Raw genomic sequence first — 21,584 nt, 5'->3', positions numbered from 1 at the left:
CTCAGTATTGCAATACCTCAAAATTGCGTTCATTTACAAAAAATATGTAAGCGTGAGAATACGGCCAATCCATTACATGGTGTTCATTGCACTGCTGTTTTTTGCATCCTGCAACAGCCCAACAACTAACAGCAACTATACTCAGAAATCCATACAAGAGTACGCGGATGCCGTAAACCCAATTTCTGAAAACCAATCATCAGAGGAATATAGCAACAGGCTGCTGATTAAAAACGGCTCTATACGATTTCGGACAGAAGATTGGACACAATCCAAAGAAACCATCACACATCATCTCAAAACATTTGGAGGGTCCATCGTGCATGAAAATATTGATACCTACGACTACAGCGTCAATGTCTATTTGGATTGCAAGGTACCTTCTGACAACTTCGATGAATTTTTGAACTTATTGGAAAAAGACCTCGGCAAACCTGAATCAAAAAGTATCAGAGTAGAAGATGTTACAAAATACTATCGCGATACAGAAGCACGAATTCAAAACAAAAAAGAACTCGAAATTCGATACCGCGAATTGCTCAAACAAGCCAAAACCATAGCCGAAATACTTGAAATTGAATCAAAGCTTAACGAAATAAGGTTTGAAATTGAACAATATGAACAACTTTTAAAAAATTATGACGCTCAAATTTCCTATAGCCAACTCAGCATCAATCTCTTCCAGGAGACAAAAAGAGATTTTCAATTTGCAAAACGCATTTTCAGAAGCATCTCCAACGGCTGGGACAACTTTTTATGGTTTTTAATAGGTTTAGTTGAATTGTGGCCATTCCTCATCGCGATAGCCATTTTCATTTTGTTTTATAGGAAAAAAAGGTCAAAAGCCAAAGATTAAATCAACAGGATTTGACCTTCAGAAACCATACTTATATCAATGTAAGGAAAGCAAAAAAGCCAATGTGTCTACATCATCGGCATACTTGCTTATGGAAGGCCGCTGCGAACAACCAAAATCATCGGTGGCAAGTTCACTTCTGCCAACCACACACTGCAGTTGGTCCTTTATAGAAGTCAAATGGGATTTCAAGGTCGGCAAATCGCTGTAATATTCGTAATGTACCACAGATACAGGTGAAGCCAAAGCCCCATTAGGTCTGAGAATAAAAAAACCATTGTCCAAAATTTTTTCCTTGCTCATCAGGTACACCACGCGATTGTAGTCGTAATTGCTCGCATACCGATGATGCTGAATGATGGGATGCCAATGGTAAAAGGCTGCAAAAATCCGCTGAAGGTCAAAGCCATCAGGCAAATAGAGTTTTGATACCGACCTGCAGCCCAATCCAAAATATCTAAATACATCGTCGGCCAAAAGCCTGAGCTCCTCGTCGGTGGTTTCATTGGTGATGACGGCGGCAGAATTTCGGTTTTTTCGGATAATATGAGGTACCTTTCCAAAGTAGTATTCGAAATATCTCGCACTATTGTTAGAACCAGTAGCAATTACCGCATCAAACTTTTCAAGTTTTTCAATAAATCGGATTTGCTGATTCACATGGGGATCTACTTCAGCCAGCAATTGAATAAACCAATGGGTAAGGACCGGGTCATCGGATGAGGTTTTTACCAAAGCCTTATGGCCTGAAAGATACACACAGATAAGGTCATGTAACCCCACTAATGGTATATTTCCCGCAGTGACCACACCTACCTCCAGGCTCCTGACTTCGGATAAGTTAGGGTACTTGTTTAACCATTCCTCCAGGCGATCTTCAGTAAGCACGTCTACCCAATACTTCAATGCATAAAGAACATTATCGGTTGTAAACCAAGGGTTTCTGGCGCTTGCTCTTTGTAGTATTGGAGTGAGTTCAGCACTTTCAAGTCGATTGTAATATGATTGAATTTTCTTATTTAGTCTCTTTCCAAATTCAGATAAAATCTGAATTTTTGTCCCAAATGTCATGTTTTGCGACTTTGCCAAATTACTTTTGCAAAAGTAATTGGATAAAACAGCAGCAATGGCAATTAAAATAACTGAAGAATGCATAAATTGTGGTGCATGCGAGCCCGAATGCCCAAACAATGCCATCTATGAAGGAGGAAGAGAGTGGAGATTTTCAGATGGAACCTCCTTAAAAGGCATGGTCACTACCAGCAGTGGAAAAACATATAAGGCCGACGAGCCACAAGAACCTGTCAGTTACGATGTCTACTATATCGTAACAGATAAATGTACGGAATGCGTTGGCTTTCACGAAGAACCCCAGTGTGCAGCCGTATGTCCCGTAGATTGTTGTGTGCCCGACGAGGACCACGTGGAGTCAAAGGAACAATTGATGGCAAAAAAAGAATTCCTTCATCTCGATTGAACAACCATCAGCCCCTATTGCATAAAGACCTCCATTTACAATAAAAAATTGTAAAGGAGGTTTTTTATTTGAAAAATCCCGAAGTAGTCAAATTTCATAAAACGTAAATGACAGCATCAACGGCATGTAAAGCACAGTCGATAGTTTTAATTTTATTACTACAGTTGGCTTGGAGTAATGCAATTCTCAGCCAACCATCTGGAGACTTAAATTGGATTGAGCAATCATTGGCCTTGCTCGGGAGAGAAATTTTATCTGCTGAAACCTATTCCGAACGAAATGCAGCCAATCAGGAATTCGATTCTCTGCTTTTAGAAGCTTTAAAAAAACCGGAAAGTCTTGATTACTTGTTTGCAGAAGTAAAAAACTTAAGCAGGATACAATCACAGGATAAAAAGGTTGTCGTATATACCTGGCTGCTACCTAAAGAAAATCCGGGAGAATATGAATTCTATGGATATGTCCAAATCAGAGACAAAAACGGAAAAATACTACTCCACCAACTCAAAGATGAAACTGGTCAGATCCCTCAACCTGAATACACTGCATTAAAACCTGAACGCTGGTATGGAGCTTTGTATTATCAGATTATTGACGTCCGGCACCAAAGTGCGACCTACTATACTCTCTTGGGATATAAACCGATGGGGAAGGTAATTCAGCGAAAAGTAATCGATGTGCTTCATTTGCACAACCCGAAAAAACCCATTTTTGGAGCTCCAATTTTTTATGTACAGGATTTTGTGGACAGAAGATATATGCGAAAACCTTTCCGGCTGTTTTATGACTACTCGGCGAGTGTTTCGGCTACTATGCGCTATCGTGAGAAAGAAAAAATGATCATAATGGATCATTTAGCACCTCCTGATTACTCAAAAAAAGGCATTTATGCAGTATATGGACCCGATTTCTCTTATGACGGACTTTATTGGAATAATGGACATTGGCATCTGAAAGAACAAATTCGATTTGACACCGGTATTAAAGACGATATACCTTCAGTACCCCCACCGGTACGAAGAAAATTTTGACGCTTAAATTCTTATGGATTTTTTTGTACAATTGACAGTTTTCTTCCCCATACTATATTCTGCAAGAAATGTCTGTTGAACTGATAGCTCGTTACGTCCATTTTATCAGCATTTTTGCTATTGTAGCCGCTCTAAGCATAGAACTTGTCGTACTCAAACCTGTAATGAGAAGGAGCGAAATTTCCTCACTGAGTCGCATTGACGGCATTTATGGAATCGCTGCAATCACGTTGCTGGCAGCAGGATTCACCTTGTGGTTTGGTGCAGGTAAACCAGCAGATTATTACTCCAAAAACTATTTTTTTCTTTTTAAATTATTGCTTTTTACGATGGTTGGAATTGCATCGGCCTGGCCTACAGTTTTTTTTCTGAAAAACAGAAAAGGAAATCCGGAAGAATGCGTCGTTATTCCCGGGTATTTAAAAAAGTTAATTCTTCTCCAGCTCATTATTCTGTTCTTAATTCCTGCTTTTGCAGGTCTAATGGCCAAAGGCATTGGATATTTTGGCTGAAATCCTGAAACCTTTATGACCAAGAAAGAAAAAGTAAAATTCATAATTGCTGAACTTGAAAAATTATACCCGGACACTCCGGTACCACTAGCTCATAAGGATCCCTATACCTTGCTGATAGCAGTGTTATTATCTGCTCAATGTACGGATGAACGGGTGAACAGAATCACCCCTATTTTATTTGCTAAGGCCGACAACCCTTATCAGATGGTAAAACTTGGCCTTGAAGAGATCGCTCGAATCATTCGACCCTGTGGCCTTACACCCATGAAGTCTAAAGGCATCTATGAGCTAAGCAGGATTTTAATCGAAAAATATGACGGGCAAGTGCCATGCGATATGGATGCCCTCGAAGCTCTGCCCGGTGTAGGCCACAAAACTGCTTCGGTAGTGATGTCGCAAGCTTTCGGTGTACCTGCTTTTCCAGTGGATACTCACATACACCGGATGATGTACAGATGGGGCCTATCGGATGGCACCAGTGTACAGAAAACCGAGAAAGATGCCAAGGCACTGTTTCCCAAGTCCAAATGGAATACGCTGCATTTGCAAATTATTTATTATGGCCGGGAATACTCCCCGGCACGTGCCTGGAATCTGGAGAAAGACTTCATTACCCGTACCATAGGCCGAAGAGAACTTATCAAAGCATGGTACTCAGCAACTGATGAGAAAAAATCAAACGGGAAGAAAATCTAACAACCACCGCTTCAAACTCTTAAGATGAATCCCATAGCCATTCACTGGTTCAGACGCGACCTCAGGCTGGAGGACAATGCAGCTCTGTATCATGCCCTGAAGTCTGGATATCCCGTTTTGGGATTGTTTATTTTCGACCGAAATATCCTCGATAAACTTCATGACAAAAGGGACCGGAGAGTACATTTTATCTATCAAGAAATCAAGAGATTAAAACATGAACTGGAACAACTTGGAAGTACTTTAATCGTAAGATACGGCTTACCTGAAGAAGTCTGGATATCCATTTTAAAAGAATACCACGTTGCCAGGGTATTTGCCAACCGAGATTACGAACCCTATGCGCAGCAAAGAGACAGAATGATTTACACTCTTCTGCTTTCAAATGGAATTAAATTTTCAGGCTACAAGGATCACGTCATCTTTGAGAAAGAAGAAATTCTCAAAGACAATGGACAACCATATACCGTATATACCCCCTACAGCCGAAAATGGAAAGAAAAGCTAAGTGATTTTTATCTCAATTCCTATCCTACAACAGCTTATTTGAATCAGTTATACAAAACCAAACCCCTTCCACTGCTCTCACTGAGCGAAATAGGTTTTATAGAAACGCAGTATGAATATCCTTCAAGGGAAATTAACACTGCCATAATTGCGAATTATCACAAGACCAGAGATTTTCCTGCAGTCAATGGAACTACCCGCCTGAGTGTTCACCTCCGATTTGGAACCATAAGTATTCGCAAGCTCGCGCACATCGCCTTACATACCAACGAAAAGTATCTCAATGAGCTGATTTGGAGAGATTTTTATCAAATGATTTTGTACCACTTTCCATTCATACACGAAAAGGCATTTAAGCCCGAATACGACAATATAAAATGGGAAAACAACGAAGATCACTTTAAGGCATGGTGTGAGGGCCAAACAGGATATCCCATAATAGATGCAGGGATGCGTGAGCTCAACACCACCGGTTTTATGCATAACCGCGTGCGAATGATTGTATCGAGTTTTCTCACCAAGCATTTGCTGATCGATTGGCGCTGGGGAGAGCGCTATTTTGCAGAGAAATTGCTCGACTATGAAATGGGATCAAATGTAGGTGGCTGGCAATGGGCAGCTGGTAGTGGCAATGATGCTGCTCCCTACTTTCGGATTTTCAATCCTCAGCTTCAAACAGATAAATTTGACAAACAGTATGAGTACATCAAAAAATGGGTGCCCGAATACAATTCAGCGCAATATCCTCAACCCCTTGTAGACCACTCTTTTGCCCGAAATCGGGCTATTGAAAGATACAAAGCTGCACTGGAGAAAAAATAAGTCCTGGTTTTGTAGCCAGGACTTTTAGAGAATTGTTTTGACTGTATTTAGGAAATCACAGCAGCCAGATATTCGCGATTCATACGCGCTATGTTTTCGAGGCTAATACCTTTTGGACACTCTACTTCGCAGGCACCGGTATTGGTACAGTTGCCAAAGCCTTCCAAATCCATTTGATGCACCATTTTCAGTACGCGTTCTTTTGCTTCCACACGGCCCTGTGGAAGCAGAGCCAGCTGACTTACTTTGGCAGATACGAAAAGCATAGCGGATGAATTCTTGCAAGTGGCTACACATGCTCCACATCCAATGCAGGTTGCAGCATCGAATGCCTTATCGGCATTTTCTTTGGGAATGGGAATGGCATTGGCATCAATGGTATTTCCACTGGTGTTTACGCTGATGTATCCTCCGGCCTGAATGATGCGGTCAAAAGCTGAACGGTCAGTTACCAGGTCCTTAATCACCGGAAATGCTTTGGCTCTCCAGGGTTCGATGATTATAGTATCTCCGTCTTTGAAAGAGCGCATGTGCAATTGGCAAGTAGTTATGCCTCGTCCAGGGCCATGCGCTTCGCCATTGATGTACAGAGAGCACATGCCACATATGCCCTCTCGGCAATCATGATCAAAAGCCACCGGATCTTCGCCTTTGGCTATTAAATCTTCATTGAGCACATCGAGCATTTCGAGGAACGACATGTCCGGATTTACATTTTTGACCTGATAGGTCACCATTCTTCCTTTATCATCGGGTCCGGCTTGTCTCCAGATTTTCAACGTCAGGTTCATAATTTCCGGTTTTATTTATAACTACGAGCTTTAAGTTCAACGTTTTCAAAGACCAGTTGTTCTTTATGCAAGATGGCTTCAGAGGGTTTTCCGGTATATTCCCATGCAGCTACATAAGCATATTCGGCATCGTTGCGAAGTGCCTCCCCATCTTCTGTCTGGTATTCTTCGCGGAAATGGCCTCCACAACTTTCATTTCGATCTAAAGCATCCAAACACATGAGCTCTCCCAGCTCGAGAAAATCGGCCACTCTGCCCGCCTTATCGAGTTCGGGATTATACATATCGGATCGGCCGGGTACTTTCACATCTTTCCAGAATTCTTCTCTCAGAGCCTGAATTTCGCGAATGGCTTCCTGAAGTCCTTGAGCGTTTCGGCTCATTCCGCACTTGTCCCACATGATTTTTCCCAATTCACGATGGAAAGTATCTACTGAAGTCTTTCCGTTGTTGCCTAGGAAGTGTGCTATTCTGTCGCGGACTTCTTTTTCAGCTGATTCAAATTCTGGAGTATTGGTATCGATTTTTCCGGTTTTGATTTCTCCGGCCAGGTAGTTTCCAATGGTATAAGGGATTACAAAGTATCCGTCAGCCAACCCCTGCATCAAGGCAGATGCCCCTAATCTGTTGGCCCCGTGATCAGAGAAATTGGCCTCTCCCAAGGCATAAAGTCCCGGGATGGTGGTCATCAGTTCATAATCTACCCAAATCCCCCCCATGGTATAATGTACGGCAGGGTATATCATCATAGGACTTTTATACGGATTGATGTCGGTAATCTTTTCATACATCTGAAAGAGATTTCCGTATTTGGCTTCAATGATTTTTTCTCCCAACTCACGAATTTTTTCCTTTGAGGGATTTTTAATGCCCTGCAAGTTGGCCTCTACTTGACCATAGCGCATGATAGCACTCTCAAAATCGAGAAATACGGCTTTTCCTGTGGGATTCACGCCGTAGCCCTCATCGCATCGTTCCTTGGCAGCCCGGCTCGCTACATCACGTGGCACCAGATTGCCAAAGGCAGGATATCTGCGCTCGAGGTAATAATCTCTTTTTTCTTCGGGGATGTCAATAGGTTTGAGCTTTCCTTCACGGAGAAGTTCGGCATCTTTTCTGTCCTTTGGAACCCAAATCCTTCCGTCGTTTCTAAGGGATTCTGACATGAGTGTCAGTTTACTTTGGTATTCACCTGACTGCGGAATACAAGTCGGATGGATTTGCGTAAAACATGGATTAGCAAACAAAGCTCCTCTTTTATGTGCTTTCCATGCAGCTGACCCATTGCTGCCCATGGCATTGGTCGAGAGAAAAAATACATTTCCATAACCACCTGTAGCCAATAGTACAGCATGAGCCCCATGACGCTCTATTTCGCCGGTTACCAAATTTCTGGCAATGATGCCTCTGGCCTTGCCATCTACCACTACTACATCGAGCATTTCGTGGCGGGCGAACATCTGTACAGTGCCTTTGGCTATTTGTCGGCTCAGTGCTGAATAGGCACCTAGCAGCAGTTGCTGTCCGGTCTGACCCTTTGCATAAAAAGTGCGGCTGACTTGTGTACCACCAAAAGACCGATTGTCGAGAAGTCCACCGTAATCTCTTGCAAAAGGAACACCCTGTGCTACACATTGATCTATGATATTGGCCGATACTTCTGCCAGTCGATACACATTAGCCTCTCTGGAGCGGTAGTCTCCTCCTTTGATGGTGTCATAAAACAATCTGTAAACACTGTCCCCATCGTTTTGATAGTTCTTGGCCGCGTTGATTCCACCCTGAGCAGCGATGGAGTGGGCTCTGCGCGGTGAATCCTGAAAACAAAATGCCTTGACATTATACCCCAGCTCTGCCAGAGAAGCAGCTGCAGAGGCTCCAGCCAATCCTGTACCGACCACTATAACATCAAGCTTGCGCTTATTGGCCGGGCTAACCAGGTTGACAGTTCCTTTGTATCGTGTCCATTTTTCTTCCAGCGGACCAGCTGGAATCTTTGAATCCAACCTCATGACTTTCTCAATTTTACTGTATATAAATGAATATTGGAATTATAGCAAAAAGCAATGGCACCAGCACACTGAAGACCAAGCCCAAATTCTTTATTAATGCATTGTATTTTTTATGATATAAACCTAGGGTTTGAAAAGATGAGGCAAAACCATGTACCAAATGAAAGCCCAGAGCTACCATGCAAAGGACATAAAAAGCTACATATACAATGCCCAAAGACGGATCTTTGAAAAAAGTCACCACTACCTCATACAGATCTTTATTTCCATTAGCATCCATTGGGATGTCTCCAAAATGCATCTTATACCAGAAATTGGACATATGTCCTACAATAAATATAAGAATAACTGTGCCCAGAAAAGCCATATTTCTGGAAGCCCAGGTACTGTTAGCCTCCGGTTTGTTAAAATAATACTTCACGGGTCTTGCAGCCCGGTTTTGAAGTGTGAGCACGATTCCATCAAATGCATGAAATAATATACTAAAGTATAAAAGATACGAGACAGCTTTGATCAATGGAAACGTTGTCATAAATTTTGCATAAGCATTGAAGGACAAGCGGGCATCTTCCCCTTTGAGAAGTATTAAATTTCCTCCAAGGTGAACGACAAGAAAGGTACATAAAAACAGTCCTGTCAGTGCCATCCAGTATTTTTTAACAATTGAAGAACCTAATAATGCGCTTTTTACTTCCATCTTCTTTTGATTATTCCTGTGGCAAAAATAGCAGTCACTAAAGTAGATTGGCTTTATCTGGTTGTATTTTTTATTTAGAATATTTCAAAATAATTTTTTAGTATAAGAAACCCGATTTTACTGTGTATTGTTCACTATATGCGATGAAATACTGAATACAGTTCTTGAATACAAATGTGTATTACTAAAACGCAAACATAAGATAAAGTTTTTTTTGTAACCTATTTCTGGAGTTCTATTGGATACTTCCACCTTAAGTTAGGAGACTTTTTTGCTAAATTTTGTTCAAAAAAAACACAATTGAAATAAAAAAATGCATTTTTAGAAATTTTATGTGCCGAACACTTGTGTTAAATATTGATATTTATCCTACATGATGAAAATATAAAAAACATATCTTTACTTTATTACAATTTCACTGTATCGAATTGGAAATCAAAATATGAATAAAACTTTTTTTGTGAATTTTAAATTGTATTTACTTTTGGAGTGTGTAAGCCTAACAGTAAAAAACAATAAAAATGACAAAAGTTATTCTCTGTGACGACCACATCATGTTTCGAAAAGGTATGATTTTGTATCTGAATAGGGACAAGGATATACAAGTGGTCGCAGAAGCATCCAATGGGGAGGAATTGCTGAATCTGCTTCCCAATGTTGACGCTGATATCATCATTCTGGACATTGAAATGCCTGTAAAGAATGGTATGGCTGCATTGCGCGACATCAAAAAAATCAAACCTGACATTAAAGTCCTTATGGTGACAATGCACCCGGAAGAGGTATATGGATTGGCTGCTCGAAAATTGGGTGCAGACGGCTACATTACCAAAAGTACTGAGCCGCGAATGATACTTAAGGCAGTTAGAAAATTAATGGCGGGCCATGAATTTTTTAACAGAGAAATCCTGGCAAAAGCCCGGTCCAAACCTCAAGGAAAGCCTGTTGTAAAACTATCAAAAAGAGAAAGTGAGGTGCTAAGCCTGCTGGCAACCGGTAAAAGCAACAAAGAGGTGGCTGATGAGCTGAATATTTCGGACAAAACAGTTAGCACCTACAAACTAAGATTACTCAAAAAGCTCAATGCCAAAAGCGTGATTGACTTAGTCAACTTTGCTAAGTATTATGCAAATTCTAATAGCAGTACTTCCGAATCGGGTAAAATAATGATTTGATTTCATATTACTAACGCGATATTAGGAAAGCTGTCGACTGGTCGACAGCTTTTTTATTGACCATTGGAATAAATCGTTAATTATTGTACAAAAAGAAATTGTCAATCAATTGAATCGTTTGTAGAAGGTTACTTTTGTCCCAATTACTACAATCCTAATTCTTTTTTATGAGTACACCAAAATTTCTCATAGCGGATAATACAGACTTTCCGGATGATATTTTTGTAATTCATACCGAGTATCCGCGGTTTATTTTAAACATGTATACCGACGAGTTAGAATGGCTCGACGATGTGGATTTGGGAGAAGAAGACGATATACCGGCCGAAATCATGCAACTTCTCGAGCAGGCCGATGAGTTTTATGACAGAGAAATGGGCAGATACGAAAACTTCGACGCTCAATAGAAATTTTTTAAATCCCGTCCATAAACCTTCTCATCACAGGGTGATGTTAAGGTTTTTGTTATTTAATAAGGCGCATGGAAATAAAACCATATCGTGATAAACAAGGCAGCAAAAAGCAGCAAGTCGCCGAAATGTTTGATAATATTTCAGCCAGATATGATCTTCTGAATCACACTCTATCCCTCGGAATTGACCGCGGCTGGAGAAAGAAACTGCTGCAGTTAGCAGCCCCGTATAAACCCAAAAATATACTCGATGTAGCTACAGGTACAGGTGATTTAGCCATTGCACTGTCAGCATTAAATCCAGAAAAAATCACTGGTATTGACATTTCTGAAGGTATGCTATCCTTTGGTCATAAAAAGGTATCAGATAAACAGCTCACTGACCTGATTGAGCTAAGAAAAGGTGATAGCGAATCCCTTGATTTTCATGACAATACTTTTGACCTAGTAACTGTGGCATTCGGAGTTCGAAATTTTGAAAATCTTGAAAAAGGACTCTCTGAAATGCTCCGGGTGACTCAACCCGGTGGAAAAATTTTAATTCTCGAATTTTCACAGCCGCATAGTTTTCCGTTTGCACAGATCTACCGCTTTTATTTCAAACACATTCTACCCATAGTAGGCAGATGGGTTAGCAAAGACCGCAATGCATACAGCTATCTGCCCGAGTCTGTGGAAGCCTTTCCTTATGGACAAAAGTTTATTGCAATTCTCGAAAAGTTAAACTACCGGAACATCAAATCACACAGACTTACCTTTGGCATAGCCACCATCTACGAAGCTGAAAAATAACAAGGTCTATAATGCGTTTAACGTACATATGAGATACACGATTGTTTTTGTATTCTTTGCTTGCTCGCATTTTAGCAGTTATGCTCAGCGTATTTTGAATTTGCCAACCTACACCAGTAAACCTTATCACTTTGGATTTTATATAGGCATCAACTGGTATAATTTTCATATTCAACACCATCCGGATTTTAATCAATTCCCAGGTTATTATTCTACCTTGACTTTTGTGGAGCCGGGCTATCATGTAGGCATTATATCCGACTTGAAATTGGTCAATCATTTGAACCTAAGGTTCAATCCGGCATTTGCAGCTACCGTTCGACGCCTTGAAATAGATGCATTTAACCCTAACTTTATGCGAAGGGATATATATGTTAAAGATGTCGAATCTTCCTTTGTCGAACTTCCGTTTGAGCTTAAATTCTCAAGTAAAAGACTGGGAAATTACCTGGTCTATGTAACCGGAGGACTGAGATACAACATTGACCTCGCCTCCCAGGAAGATGTTCAGGACGATGAGCTCTTTAAAATCAGGCGGCATGACCTGGCTTATGAATTTGGTGCCGGCATTGATATCTTCTTTGAGTATTTTAAGATGTCGCCTCAGATAAAAGTTGGTTTTGGAGTAGCCAACCTACTTGTAAACGATGGCTCTGTCTATGTAAGCAATATAGATCGAATTCTCACACGTTCAGTACTGTTTTGCATCACGTTTGAATAATTGTAGCAACCGGTGATCATCGAACTGGAAATTAAATCCCTCCCGCAACTTGCTTATGATGGAACGTATATCAGAAATCAGTTGATTAAGCAGTTGGCTGTAAGCCCTGATGAAATCAAAGGGTATAGACCAGTGCGATACTCTATCGATGCGCGTAAAAATCCAGTGTACATCATACAGCGAATCAAAGTTGCAATTGGCGAAGAACTACCTGAAGACAGACTTACTCCTTTACTTTATAAACCGGTAAAAGATGCCCGACACAGAGTAGCAGTAGTTGGCTTCGGGCCTGCGGGTATGTTTGCCGCTCTCCGACTCATAGAGCTAGGCATAAAGCCGATTGTTTTGGAGCGTGGATTTGACGTACGTACTCGACGGCGTGATTTGAAAGCTGTCAATCGCGATCACATCGTACATCCCGACAGCAATTATTGCTTTGGGGAAGGTGGTGCCGGTACTTATTCAGATGGAAAACTTTACACACGCTCTACAAAACGGGGCGATGTATCGAGAATCTACGATTTGCTCGTTCACCACGGTGCAAATCCGTTTATACGGGTTGATGCACATCCTCATATCGGTACCAATAAGCTACCGGGTGTTGTACAAAACATTAGAGAAAGAATTCTGGAGCACGGCGGAGAGATTTACTTTGGTACGCGAGTCGTCGATTTTCAAATTTCCGGTGATCACGTTCAAGGGGTACTTACCCAAAACTACGGGTTGATAGAGGCTGAGGCCGTTATATTAGCTACAGGGCATTCGGCACGGGATATTTTCGAGCTCCTGTACAAAAGAAATATTGACATTCAGCTGAAACCATTTGCACTTGGTGTAAGGGTAGAGCACCCGCAGTGGCTCATTGATCGTATTCAATATCACGGGATGGAGCGCGGTGAATATCTCCCTGCTGCCAGCTATAAGTTGGTGCATCAGGCAATGGGCAGAGGGGTTTACAGTTTTTGCATGTGTCCGGGAGGTTTCATTGTGCCAGCTTCCACAGCTCAGGGAGAAATTGTCGTCAATGGTATGTCGCCCAGCAAAAGAGATGGAAAATATGCCAATTCCGGTATTGTCGTGGAAATACGTCCGGAAGATGTATCGGATTTTAAGCATCATGGTCCCCTGGCTGCTCTCCGATTTCAGCAAAGTGTAGAAAGAAACGTTTGCAAAGCAGGAGGAAACACTCAGACGGCACCAGCTCAAAGACTTGTTGATTTCGTAAACGGAAAAATAAGCACTTCCCTGCCCTCCTGCTCTTACATTCCGGGTATTACATCCGTTTCAATGGACAATGTTTTACCCGAATTTGTCACCAAAAGATTAAAAGAAGGATTCAAAGCTTTTGGAAAAAAAATGAACGGGTATCTACATGAAGATGCGTTGATTATAGCCACAGAGAGCCGTACTTCATCTCCTGTAAAGATTCCTCGCCACAGCGACACCCTTATGCACCCAAAAATTGGCGGTTTATTTCCTTCGGGTGAAGGAGCTGGCTATGCCGGAGGTATCGTTTCAGCTGCATTGGATGGCGAGCGGGTTGCTGAAAAAGTTTATGAATATTTGCATTCACGTTATTGAATTGTCGCTTATGAAGGCTTTGGTAATAGGGGCAACCGGTGCTGTTGGTTCTGAAGTTGTAAAACAACTGCTCGAAGCAAAAAATTGGAAACTGGTAAGGGTTTTAGCCAGAAGCCCTCAGACTTTTACGCATAACAGGTTGGAATGGCATCAGGGAAATCTTCAGAATGACGAATTTATATCCGCACATCTGGACGAGATCACCCACATCTTTATGTGTATTGGAACCACAAAGAAGAAAACATCCGACAAAGAGGAATATAAAGCCATTGACTATGGTATTCCCGTGAGAACTGCAGAGCTGGCAGAACGCACAGATGTCTTTCATATGCTAGTGGTGTCAGCAATCGGAGCCAATCCCAAAAGTCCTGTTTTTTATTCAAAGCTAAAAGGTGAAATGGAACGCGATGTCTCAGCTTCCGCAGTCCCGCGAATAGATTTTTTTAGACCATCGACCATCATTGCCTATCGAGACGAAAAAAGACCATTTGAGGAGTTGGCCATTCGAATTGACCGACTGCTTGCACCGATTATTCCTCTTCGTTACAAGGCTGTTCATGCAGCTCAAATAGCCAAAGCCATGCTGATAAAAGCTACAGAAATTGATGAAGGAAGATACATTGTAAGCAACAAAGAAATCCACCAAATCTCAAAGCTATAGCCTGGAGCTGTTTATTTATTGGCAATGCCTGTTTGCACCACAGCTGGCTGCCCACGCATAGGGTTTGCCTGCTGCTTCAAAACCCAGGCTTCTGATAAAACCTAAAGAAGCATCATACAGTTGATTTGACCAAAAACCCGGTTTTGAGTTGATGTCCAAATGAATTTCGATTTCAGCCAAATCTCTGATGAGCTCAGCTATCTCAACGGCTTTGGTCACTTCGTTCCACAATCTGGAAAATGGATCTGATGGCTTTGGTACCACAGTATGTGCATATATCTCATGAACTCCTCGGCCCACATCCCACAGGCAAATGGCTATTGCGTACTTCACATAGTTGCCCTTCACTTTGGAATCGGCTCCGATGTAAATTCTCCCTTTAGGATGTGTGTAAAGCCAATCTGCTATATATTTTCTTATATCAGTCACCTTACGACCCGCATGATCTCTGAATACCATGTTTGACTTCATAAGAATTTTTTTTACAAGATTATTTGTTAAAACACATAAATTTTAAATTTTTGTGTTAAGTTTTTTTGAATTTTCCACAGTTTTTTCAACATTTTCATTTTCCAATCTCCACTTTATCGCCAAGCCTTGGTACTTGTACTCTGGCATGGGGAAAAGTATCCTTTAGTTTTAATCTCAAAGAATCTGATGCATGTGCTTCACCATGGACGATGTAAATGTGTGTTGGCTTTCGGCTAAATCCATTTAGCCAGCGAAGGATATCACCTCTGTCAGCGTGCGACGAAAGACCGTCCATGCTATCCACGCGCATTTTTACTTTAAGATACTTTCCGAAAATTTTAATTTCGTCAAGTCCGCTTTGCAAGGCTCTGCCTCGCGTACCCTCAGCCTGGTAACCTGAAAGAAGCAACGTGGAATTAGGATTTTCCAAATGCTCGTAGAGATAGCTCAATGCCCTTCCACCACTCAGCATACCCCCTCCGGCCACCACTACTCTGCCAAACTTTGCTCTGACTATCTGGTCAGAGTCTGATTTGTTTTCGACAAAGTCATACGAGTTGATTGTTCTATATAGCTCTTGGGCGCTGATTTTAAGCAAATCTGAATACTTTGTAAAAACATCTGTAATTGCCGTTGCCATTGGAGAGTCTACATAAGCTCTGATTTTGGGGACTTGTCCACTGCTCATCAACTTACCAATCAAATACATAAGTACCTGAGCTCTCTCTACTACAAATCCAGGAATTAATAGCAAACTGTTGTTTTCGGCAGCATACCGTAGGTGATGAATTAGTTTTTGGTTTATTTGCTCTTCTGAAGTGCGATGAAGAGTATGACCGTAAGTGGATTCAATAAGCAACACATCTGCTCCTTGAATATCAGCAGGAGGAGGGAGAAGAAAGTCTGAATATCTGCCCAGGTCGCCTGTATAGACCAGGCATCTGCTTCCTGTGAACAAGTGTATTACCGAGGCTCCCAGTATATGGCCAGCCGGTGTCAACCGGAATGTTACACCATGGCCCAGGTCAATCTGCTCGCCAAAGGGTACCTCTCGAAAAAGAGGAAATACCCTCCTGGCATCCTCGGTGTCATACAATGGTTGGGGGTCTGAATGTCGGGAATATCCACCGGCTCGAGCCCTTATCGCCTCTTCCACTTGAATTTTGGCACTATCAAGCAGTATAACTTTTGCAATGGCTTTTGTCGCTGTAGTGCAGTAAATATGTCCCTTGAATCCATTTTTTACCAGCAATGGCAGATAGCCCACATGGTCCAAATGACCGTGAGAAAGAATTACAGCTTCAATGGTCGATGGATTTACAGGTAAAGGCATCCTGTTGAGTAAACGGAGCTCTTTCAACCCCTGAAACAATCCACAGTCCAGCAATAAACGCCTTCCCTTATATTCTACAAGATGTTTTGATCCCGTCACAGTACTTGTCCCTCCAAGGAAAGAAATCTCCATTTCAACAAGTTTTTTTAAGAGTTTATTGAAATCATCAAAGAAAAGGAATTTATTTGTAACCAAAATTTTCAGAAATGCACAGAGAAATACATTGGTGGCATAGTCCTGCATTAAACAAAAAAATGGAAATCGTGATGTATGGACATTATGGCTTTGGATTGCTATTGCTTCCAACAGCTGCAGCTGATTTTTTGGAATACGAAAGATTTCACCTCATAGATGCCCTCGCCCCTTTAATCAATGCTGGCAAACTTAAGGTATTCAGTATCAATTCCATAAATAGTGAGAGCTGGCTCAATTCCAGAATGCATCCGAGAGACAAATCCCTGCGGCATGCTCAGTTTAATGAATATGTGTACAGCGAAGTAATTCCTTTTATCAAAAACAAAACTAGCCCGGAGACTCCGATCTTTACATCAGGAGCATCTTTTGGTGCATTGCATGCTGCCAATTTGTTTTTTAAAAATCCATGGGCGATCAATGGATGCATTGCAATGAGTGGAGTGTATGATTTGACTGCTTATACAAAAGGTTACTGGGACGACAACGTGTATTTTAATTCACCCATGCACTATCTTCAAAATCTTCACGATCACAATACTCTGGAGCAAATCAGAAGATCAGGTCATATACATATCCTGTCTGGTTCAGGGGCGTATGAAGATCCGGACGCTTCTCGTCAACTATCCGCAATACTCAATTTTAAAAGAATACCTCACGACCTGGATATATGGGGTTGGGATATTGAACACGACTGGCCCACCTGGAGAAAAATGCTGCCCTATGTGTTAAGTACCAAATTTTAAATTCAAATATCATGAAAAATAACCTTAAAACCTTCTTTTTATACCTGGCTTTTCTGATTTCCAGCCATTACTCCTTCAGCCAATACACATCCGGCGGATTTGGAGGATTTAGTGTGATGCTCATGAAATTTGGAAATGCAGGTATTGGAGCTGCCTATGGTGGTATGGGCGGAGCCGTTTTTGCAGAAAATGGTTATCTGGGCGGCTTTGGCTACGGAGGTGCTGCCACCAAAGACAACCGTACAGTAGCTATAGGATACGGAGGTCTTATGGGGGGCATTATTACCTCCGTGACACCCCGCCAGAAGATTGCACCTGGATTGAGGATTGGTTTTGGAGGATTTGTCAATGTGGAGGAAAATCCCGTTGACAATTCAAAAATTTCCTCTTCGGACAACTTGCTCCAACTGGATCCTAATGTGATGTACTTGTATGAATTGCTACAGAATTTTAAACTGCAAATCACCGCTGGATATTCTTTGAATTTAATTGGAAATCAAAGGGACTTCAATTCGGCCTTTTTTTCAGTGGGATTTGTTTTAGGTTCTTTGTAATTTTTAGTAAGCATTACAATACTGGTAGTATTCATACTGTTAGGATACAGCTACCTTTGCCGGCATGAAAGAAACCATTCTTATTCTAGATTTCGGTTCACAATACACCCAGCTGATAGCCAGGAAAATAAGAGAAATTTCCGTTTATTGCGAAATACATCCCTATTATCATCTACCAGCTTCCTTATCGCATGTAAAAGGCGTAATTTTATCCGGTAGTCCATTCTCAGTAAATGACAGTAATGCTCCCAAACCAGATCTGTCTTCCTTAATCGGTAGAGTACCCATTCTGGGAATATGCTATGGCGCCCAGCTCCTCACATTCATTAATGGTGGAAAGGTAGGCGCAAGCGGACTCAGAGAGTATGGCCGTGCAAAACTCAAAATTATGGACCATCGCAATCCTCTTTTTAAAAACCTGCCTTCTTACTCACAGGTATGGATGAGTCACGGTGATACAATTGATGAGTTACCTGAAGACTTTATTCCCATAGCCTCTACAGAAGATGTAATCAATGCTGCCTTTCAAATACAAGACAGAAATATCTGGGGCATACAGTTTCACCCGGAAGTGTACCATACCGAATACGGCATGGATATACTAAAAAATTTCGCCCTAGATATATGTGGATGCCATCAGACATGGACACCTGAGTCATTTATCGAATCCAGTATACAAAGTCTGCGCAAAAAAATCGGCTCCGAAAAGGTAGTGCTCGGCCTGAGCGGAGGTGTGGATAGCACAGTGGCCGCTGTTTTGCTGTCAGAGGCCATTGGAGACCAGCTGTACTGCATTTTTGTCAACAACGGTTTACTTCGAAAGAACGAATATCACCATGTGTTGCATCAGTATCGCGATATGGGTCTTAATGTTAAGGGCGTTGATGCCTCAGATCGATTTCTTGACGCCCTGGCAGGGATTTCAGATCCGGAGCAAAAGCGCAAGGTCATTGGAAGGGTATTTATTGAAGTTTTTGATGAAGAAGCCCTAACAATAGAAGATGTCACTTTTTTGGCTCAAGGTACCATATATCCGGATGTGATAGAAAGTGCATCTGTAGCCGGGCCCTCGGCTACCATCAAATCACATCACAATGTAGGTGGACTCCCTGAGGTAATGAAACTTAAGGTCATCGAACCGCTCAGAATGTTGTTTAAAGACGAAGTTCGAAAAGTAGGAACTGCGCTTGGTATACCGGATGAACTTCTGGGTCGTCATCCTTTTCCGGGACCGGGTCTGGCAATCAGAATACTAGGTGAGGTGACCCGCGAAAAAATTGCCCTGGTTCAGGAAGCCGATTATATCTTCATCAAAGGTCTTAAGGAAGAGGGATTATACGACAAAGTGTGGCAAGCGGGTGTTGTCTTGCTCAACAGTAAATCTGTAGGAGTAATGGGCGATGAGCGCACCTATGAACATGCCATAGTACTCAGAGCAGTTCACTCCACCGATGGAATGACAGCCGACTGGGTTCACCTGCCTTATGATTTTCTGGCTAAAATTTCAAATCACATCATAAACAGGGTAAATGGCATAAACCGTGTAGTTTATGACATCAGTTCAAAACCACCTGCCACCATTGAGTGGGAATAAAAACCTTTTACATACCATGTCGATCTCAGGATTTAAAAATTTTTTCCCGTTTGTACTGGTCTTTTTGTGCTGGAACGTCGCTAGGGCACAGAATGAGTTTAAATTTCACAAAGTGCAACCAGGTGAAACAGTTTATTCCATCTGCAAAACCTATGGAATTGGTCAAGAAGAATTTTACAGGTATAATCCGGAGACCCGCCATAGTCTTAAAGCCGGCGATGTAGTAATGGTGCCAGCCGCCCCGGCAGAAAATGAATCTCCGGTAGATACTCTGAAATTTACAATTCACATCGTAAAAGAAGGTCAAACCCTCTACTCCATCAGCAGGGAATATGATGTGCCAATCGATTTGATAGAATCCAATAATCCTGAGATACAAAATCAGGTTCTAAAAGTAGGAATGAGACTTCTAATCCCCAAAAACCCAAAAAGAGCCCCACTGCCATCCGATGACGGAAACAAGGAAGCCAACCAACAGATCCCCGCCGGATTTCACAGAGTGGAACCAGGCGAATCACTTTACAGCGTGGCAAGATTATACAAAATTTCTGTAAGCGAATTGGTAACAATAAACCATTTAAACGACAGTACTTTAAGGGCAGGTCAGCTCATTCGAATAAAACCAGAAACACCCCCTCAAGGTTTCAGTCGGGTCAAACCTCAATTAAATGAAGATAAAAAGGACACCATCCGATATACCATGCATCGAGTAGAAAACGGTGAAACGCTTACATCACTTTCTAAAAAATACAACATTTCGGCATCAGACCTCCTGAGATTTAATCCTGAACTAAATCAAATGAATCTAAAAGCAGGAATGCTGCTGCTTATACCGGTGTATTACCCGCCTTCCAGGCCAATAACGGATAGTTCTTTTGACACTGTCGATTCAAAAGAGGTATTGGAAATAAGCACCTTAGAAGCTGTAAATTACTTCGGTATGCTGGGGAAGAGAAAGTTACGGGTCTTGCTTATCATCCCCGCAAATCCTGAAAATGCCAGCAACGAACTCAGACCTTCCGAAATTGTCAGTATGGATTATTACCTGGGTGTACGAACTGCATTGGAGTTGCTACAAAATGAGGGATTCCAGATTACGCTAAAAGTTACTGAAGCACCAGAAAATTATTCTTTATTAGGACAAATAACTTTTGATATACCCAATGTCGATCTGGTAATAGGGCCTTTTATACCGCAACAAATCAAAGAATTAAATCACCAAATCAATGGTCAAAGTCAATTGCCGATAGTCCTGCCTTTTGGACAACCCTCATTTGTAGCACCAGGCAATATCCTATTGCAAGAAACTGAAGAACAAGAAGCCAGGGCACTTGCACATGCTCTTCAGTCTTCGTATCCTGAAAGTACTGTTTATTTAATTTATTCTGAGAAAGACCAAAAGGCCAATCAACTAAACGACGCGCTCAAAAAGTACCTCATTGGAAGAAAAATCAAAGAGATACGACTGGGAAATGGACTACAAGGTCTCTCCCAGATTACCGACTCTCCCGAACCAAAGGTGGTATCCTTTTTTATTGACGACAATTTTCTTTCTTCCCAGTTTATTGACCGAATCAGAAAATCTGGAAACTCCTCCACTGTATTGTTGCTCAATAGGCGCATCCTCGATAATCCACTTATAGAACCCAGATATCTCAACCATGTTAACTTTCTAGTTGCAATGCCCAGATACATTCATTTTGAGCATCCTCTGGTGCAGGCAGCAGCAGAAAGTATTAGCAATCAGCACAAACTGGAACCAAATGACATCACCCTACATGCGTTTCAAAGCACTTATGATTTGATTAAAACTCTCACCGACAATCGGCACAAACCGGAATTTCTGGACTTGCGTTCTACCAGAAAGCATGGGGTCTTTCAGAATGCACAAGTAGTTGTACTCACCAACCGCAACTACAAATTGGTTCCGATCCAAATTCAGAAATAA

The 21,584-nt window shown here is 41.7% G+C and carries 22 protein-coding genes; 16 read left to right on the top strand and 6 right to left on the bottom strand.

Annotation, left to right across the window (positions count from 1 at the left end; genetic code table 11):
- Window positions 1-52 precede the first annotated feature (52 nt).
- Complete coding sequence (locus tag DES35_RS03405) at window positions 53-856, top strand: DUF4349 domain-containing protein (protein ID WP_125039352.1); 804 nt, start codon at window positions 53-55, stop codon at window positions 854-856.
- A 36-nt stretch (window positions 857-892) separates the two neighbouring features.
- Here the strand turns inward: DES35_RS03405 and DES35_RS03400 are convergent, their stop codons facing one another.
- Window positions 893-1,927 (bottom strand): acyl-CoA reductase, encoded by a 1,035-nt coding sequence (locus tag DES35_RS03400; RefSeq protein WP_114365776.1) that lies wholly within the window; start codon window positions 1,925-1,927, stop codon window positions 893-895.
- Between the two features lie 55 nt (window positions 1,928-1,982).
- On the opposite strand from DES35_RS03400, the gene DES35_RS03395 reads away from it, so the two are divergent.
- The 5 genes from DES35_RS03395 to DES35_RS03375 all read left to right on the top strand — a co-directional run bounded on the left by DES35_RS03395 (window position 1,983) and on the right by DES35_RS03375 (window position 5,904).
- Window positions 1,983-2,333, top strand: a complete 351-nt coding sequence (locus DES35_RS03395) for a 4Fe-4S binding protein (protein WP_037356101.1) — start codon at window positions 1,983-1,985, stop codon at window positions 2,331-2,333.
- 107 nt (window positions 2,334-2,440) lie between these two features.
- Window positions 2,441-3,364 carry a hypothetical protein gene (locus DES35_RS03390; RefSeq protein WP_125039353.1) on the top strand — a complete coding sequence of 308 codons (924 nt, stop codon included), beginning with the start codon at window positions 2,441-2,443 and terminating at the stop codon, window positions 3,362-3,364.
- A gap of 68 nt (window positions 3,365-3,432) precedes the next feature.
- Window positions 3,433-3,876, top strand: a complete 444-nt coding sequence (locus DES35_RS03385; protein ID WP_037356096.1) for a DUF2214 family protein — start codon at window positions 3,433-3,435, stop codon at window positions 3,874-3,876.
- A gap of 15 nt (window positions 3,877-3,891) precedes the next feature.
- A complete protein-coding gene (nth, locus tag DES35_RS03380) occupies window positions 3,892-4,575 on the top strand; it encodes an endonuclease III (RefSeq protein ID WP_114365774.1) in 684 nt (227 codons plus the stop codon).
- 24 nt (window positions 4,576-4,599) lie between these two features.
- Complete coding sequence (locus DES35_RS03375) at window positions 4,600-5,904, top strand: cryptochrome/photolyase family protein (protein WP_114365773.1); 1,305 nt, start codon at window positions 4,600-4,602, stop codon at window positions 5,902-5,904.
- A gap of 47 nt (window positions 5,905-5,951) precedes the next feature.
- Here DES35_RS03375 and DES35_RS03370 read toward each other — a convergent pair whose 3' ends face one another.
- From DES35_RS03370 to DES35_RS03360, 3 genes are read right to left on the bottom strand one after another with little or no spacing between them, the layout of a single operon-like run.
- Window positions 5,952-6,695, bottom strand: coding sequence for a succinate dehydrogenase/fumarate reductase iron-sulfur subunit (locus tag DES35_RS03370; protein ID WP_037356086.1), 744 nt, complete (start codon window positions 6,693-6,695; stop codon window positions 5,952-5,954).
- An 11-nt stretch (window positions 6,696-6,706) separates the two neighbouring features.
- Window positions 6,707-8,707 carry a fumarate reductase/succinate dehydrogenase flavoprotein subunit gene (locus DES35_RS03365; protein ID WP_114365772.1) on the bottom strand — a complete coding sequence of 667 codons (2,001 nt, stop codon included), beginning with the start codon at window positions 8,705-8,707 and terminating at the stop codon, window positions 6,707-6,709.
- 13 nt (window positions 8,708-8,720) lie between these two features.
- Window positions 8,721-9,404 carry a succinate dehydrogenase cytochrome b subunit gene (locus tag DES35_RS03360; protein WP_114365771.1) on the bottom strand — a complete coding sequence of 228 codons (684 nt, stop codon included), beginning with the start codon at window positions 9,402-9,404 and terminating at the stop codon, window positions 8,721-8,723.
- Between the two features lie 521 nt (window positions 9,405-9,925).
- On the opposite strand from DES35_RS03360, the gene DES35_RS03355 reads away from it, so the two are divergent.
- From DES35_RS03355 to DES35_RS03330, 6 genes are all read left to right on the top strand, one after another.
- The gene (locus tag DES35_RS03355) at window positions 9,926-10,579 is read left to right on the top strand and encodes a response regulator transcription factor (RefSeq protein ID WP_114365770.1); all 654 of its coding nucleotides are present in this window, start codon (window positions 9,926-9,928) and stop codon (window positions 10,577-10,579) included.
- 167 nt (window positions 10,580-10,746) lie between these two features.
- On the top strand, window positions 10,747-10,986 hold the full coding sequence (locus tag DES35_RS03350) for a hypothetical protein (RefSeq protein ID WP_114365769.1): 240 nt from the start codon (window positions 10,747-10,749) through the stop codon (window positions 10,984-10,986).
- A 74-nt stretch (window positions 10,987-11,060) separates the two neighbouring features.
- Window positions 11,061-11,783 (top strand): bifunctional demethylmenaquinone methyltransferase/2-methoxy-6-polyprenyl-1,4-benzoquinol methylase UbiE, encoded by a 723-nt coding sequence (gene ubiE, locus DES35_RS03345; RefSeq protein ID WP_114365768.1) that lies wholly within the window; start codon window positions 11,061-11,063, stop codon window positions 11,781-11,783.
- Between the two features lie 28 nt (window positions 11,784-11,811).
- Window positions 11,812-12,504, top strand: a complete 693-nt coding sequence (porT, locus tag DES35_RS03340; protein WP_114365767.1) for a type IX secretion/gliding motility protein PorT/SprT — start codon at window positions 11,812-11,814, stop codon at window positions 12,502-12,504.
- Window positions 12,505-12,516: 12 nt separating this feature from the next.
- Window positions 12,517-14,085, top strand: coding sequence for an NAD(P)/FAD-dependent oxidoreductase (locus DES35_RS03335; protein WP_114365766.1), 1,569 nt, complete (start codon window positions 12,517-12,519; stop codon window positions 14,083-14,085).
- A gap of 10 nt (window positions 14,086-14,095) precedes the next feature.
- Window positions 14,096-14,746, top strand: coding sequence for an NAD(P)H-binding protein (locus tag DES35_RS03330; protein ID WP_170125683.1), 651 nt, complete (start codon window positions 14,096-14,098; stop codon window positions 14,744-14,746).
- A 15-nt stretch (window positions 14,747-14,761) separates the two neighbouring features.
- On the opposite strand, the gene DES35_RS03325 is transcribed toward DES35_RS03330, so the two are convergent.
- Window positions 14,762-15,217, bottom strand: a complete 456-nt coding sequence (locus DES35_RS03325) for a ribonuclease H-like YkuK family protein (RefSeq protein ID WP_084180071.1) — start codon at window positions 15,215-15,217, stop codon at window positions 14,762-14,764.
- A gap of 94 nt (window positions 15,218-15,311) precedes the next feature.
- Window positions 15,312-16,682 (bottom strand): MBL fold metallo-hydrolase RNA specificity domain-containing protein, encoded by a 1,371-nt coding sequence (locus DES35_RS03320; protein WP_170125682.1) that lies wholly within the window; start codon window positions 16,680-16,682, stop codon window positions 15,312-15,314.
- A 74-nt stretch (window positions 16,683-16,756) separates the two neighbouring features.
- Here DES35_RS03320 and DES35_RS03315 point away from each other — a divergent pair, with 74 nt between their 5' ends.
- The 4 genes from DES35_RS03315 (at window position 16,757) to DES35_RS03300 (ending at window position 21,584) form a co-directional block, all read left to right on the top strand.
- On the top strand, window positions 16,757-17,488 hold the full coding sequence (locus DES35_RS03315; RefSeq protein ID WP_114365763.1) for an esterase family protein: 732 nt from the start codon (window positions 16,757-16,759) through the stop codon (window positions 17,486-17,488).
- An 11-nt stretch (window positions 17,489-17,499) separates the two neighbouring features.
- Complete coding sequence (locus tag DES35_RS03310) at window positions 17,500-18,042, top strand: hypothetical protein (protein ID WP_114365762.1); 543 nt, start codon at window positions 17,500-17,502, stop codon at window positions 18,040-18,042.
- A gap of 64 nt (window positions 18,043-18,106) precedes the next feature.
- Window positions 18,107-19,636 (top strand): glutamine-hydrolyzing GMP synthase, encoded by a 1,530-nt coding sequence (gene guaA / locus DES35_RS03305; RefSeq protein WP_114365761.1) that lies wholly within the window; start codon window positions 18,107-18,109, stop codon window positions 19,634-19,636.
- Window positions 19,593-21,584, top strand: coding sequence for a LysM peptidoglycan-binding domain-containing protein (locus DES35_RS03300; protein ID WP_114365760.1), 1,992 nt, complete (start codon window positions 19,593-19,595; stop codon window positions 21,582-21,584). The genes guaA and DES35_RS03300 overlap by 44 nt, the downstream gene beginning before the upstream one ends.

It is taken from the genome of Schleiferia thermophila (assembly GCF_003337435.1).
GTDB lineage: Bacteria > Bacteroidota > Bacteroidia > Flavobacteriales > Schleiferiaceae > Schleiferia > Schleiferia thermophila.
This window is presented reverse-complemented; position numbering and strand designations above follow the sequence as displayed.

Coding starts and splice junctions, on each gene's coding strand:
- DES35_RS03400 (WP_114365776.1), bottom strand. CDS start 1,927: ATGACATTTGGGACAAAAATTCAGATTTTATCTGAATTTGGAAAGAGA.
- DES35_RS03395 (WP_037356101.1), top strand. CDS start 1,983: ATGGCAATTAAAATAACTGAAGAATGCATAAATTGTGGTGCATGCGAG.
- DES35_RS03390 (WP_125039353.1), top strand. CDS start 2,441: ATGACAGCATCAACGGCATGTAAAGCACAGTCGATAGTTTTAATTTTA.
- DES35_RS03385 (WP_037356096.1), top strand. CDS start 3,433: ATGTCTGTTGAACTGATAGCTCGTTACGTCCATTTTATCAGCATTTTT.
- nth (WP_114365774.1), top strand. CDS start 3,892: ATGACCAAGAAAGAAAAAGTAAAATTCATAATTGCTGAACTTGAAAAA.
- DES35_RS03375 (WP_114365773.1), top strand. CDS start 4,600: ATGAATCCCATAGCCATTCACTGGTTCAGACGCGACCTCAGGCTGGAG.
- DES35_RS03370 (WP_037356086.1), bottom strand. CDS start 6,695: ATGAACCTGACGTTGAAAATCTGGAGACAAGCCGGACCCGATGATAAA.
- DES35_RS03365 (WP_114365772.1), bottom strand. CDS start 8,707: ATGAGGTTGGATTCAAAGATTCCAGCTGGTCCGCTGGAAGAAAAATGG.
- DES35_RS03360 (WP_114365771.1), bottom strand. CDS start 9,404: ATGGAAGTAAAAAGCGCATTATTAGGTTCTTCAATTGTTAAAAAATAC.
- DES35_RS03355 (WP_114365770.1), top strand. CDS start 9,926: ATGACAAAAGTTATTCTCTGTGACGACCACATCATGTTTCGAAAAGGT.
- DES35_RS03350 (WP_114365769.1), top strand. CDS start 10,747: ATGAGTACACCAAAATTTCTCATAGCGGATAATACAGACTTTCCGGAT.
- ubiE (WP_114365768.1), top strand. CDS start 11,061: ATGGAAATAAAACCATATCGTGATAAACAAGGCAGCAAAAAGCAGCAA.
- porT (WP_114365767.1), top strand. CDS start 11,812: ATGAGATACACGATTGTTTTTGTATTCTTTGCTTGCTCGCATTTTAGC.
- DES35_RS03330 (WP_170125683.1), top strand. CDS start 14,096: ATGAAGGCTTTGGTAATAGGGGCAACCGGTGCTGTTGGTTCTGAAGTT.
- DES35_RS03325 (WP_084180071.1), bottom strand. CDS start 15,217: ATGAAGTCAAACATGGTATTCAGAGATCATGCGGGTCGTAAGGTGACT.
- DES35_RS03320 (WP_170125682.1), bottom strand. CDS start 16,682: ATGGAGATTTCTTTCCTTGGAGGGACAAGTACTGTGACGGGATCAAAA.
- DES35_RS03315 (WP_114365763.1), top strand. CDS start 16,757: ATGCACAGAGAAATACATTGGTGGCATAGTCCTGCATTAAACAAAAAA.
- DES35_RS03310 (WP_114365762.1), top strand. CDS start 17,500: ATGAAAAATAACCTTAAAACCTTCTTTTTATACCTGGCTTTTCTGATT.
- guaA (WP_114365761.1), top strand. CDS start 18,107: ATGAAAGAAACCATTCTTATTCTAGATTTCGGTTCACAATACACCCAG.
- DES35_RS03300 (WP_114365760.1), top strand. CDS start 19,593: ATGACATCAGTTCAAAACCACCTGCCACCATTGAGTGGGAATAAAAAC.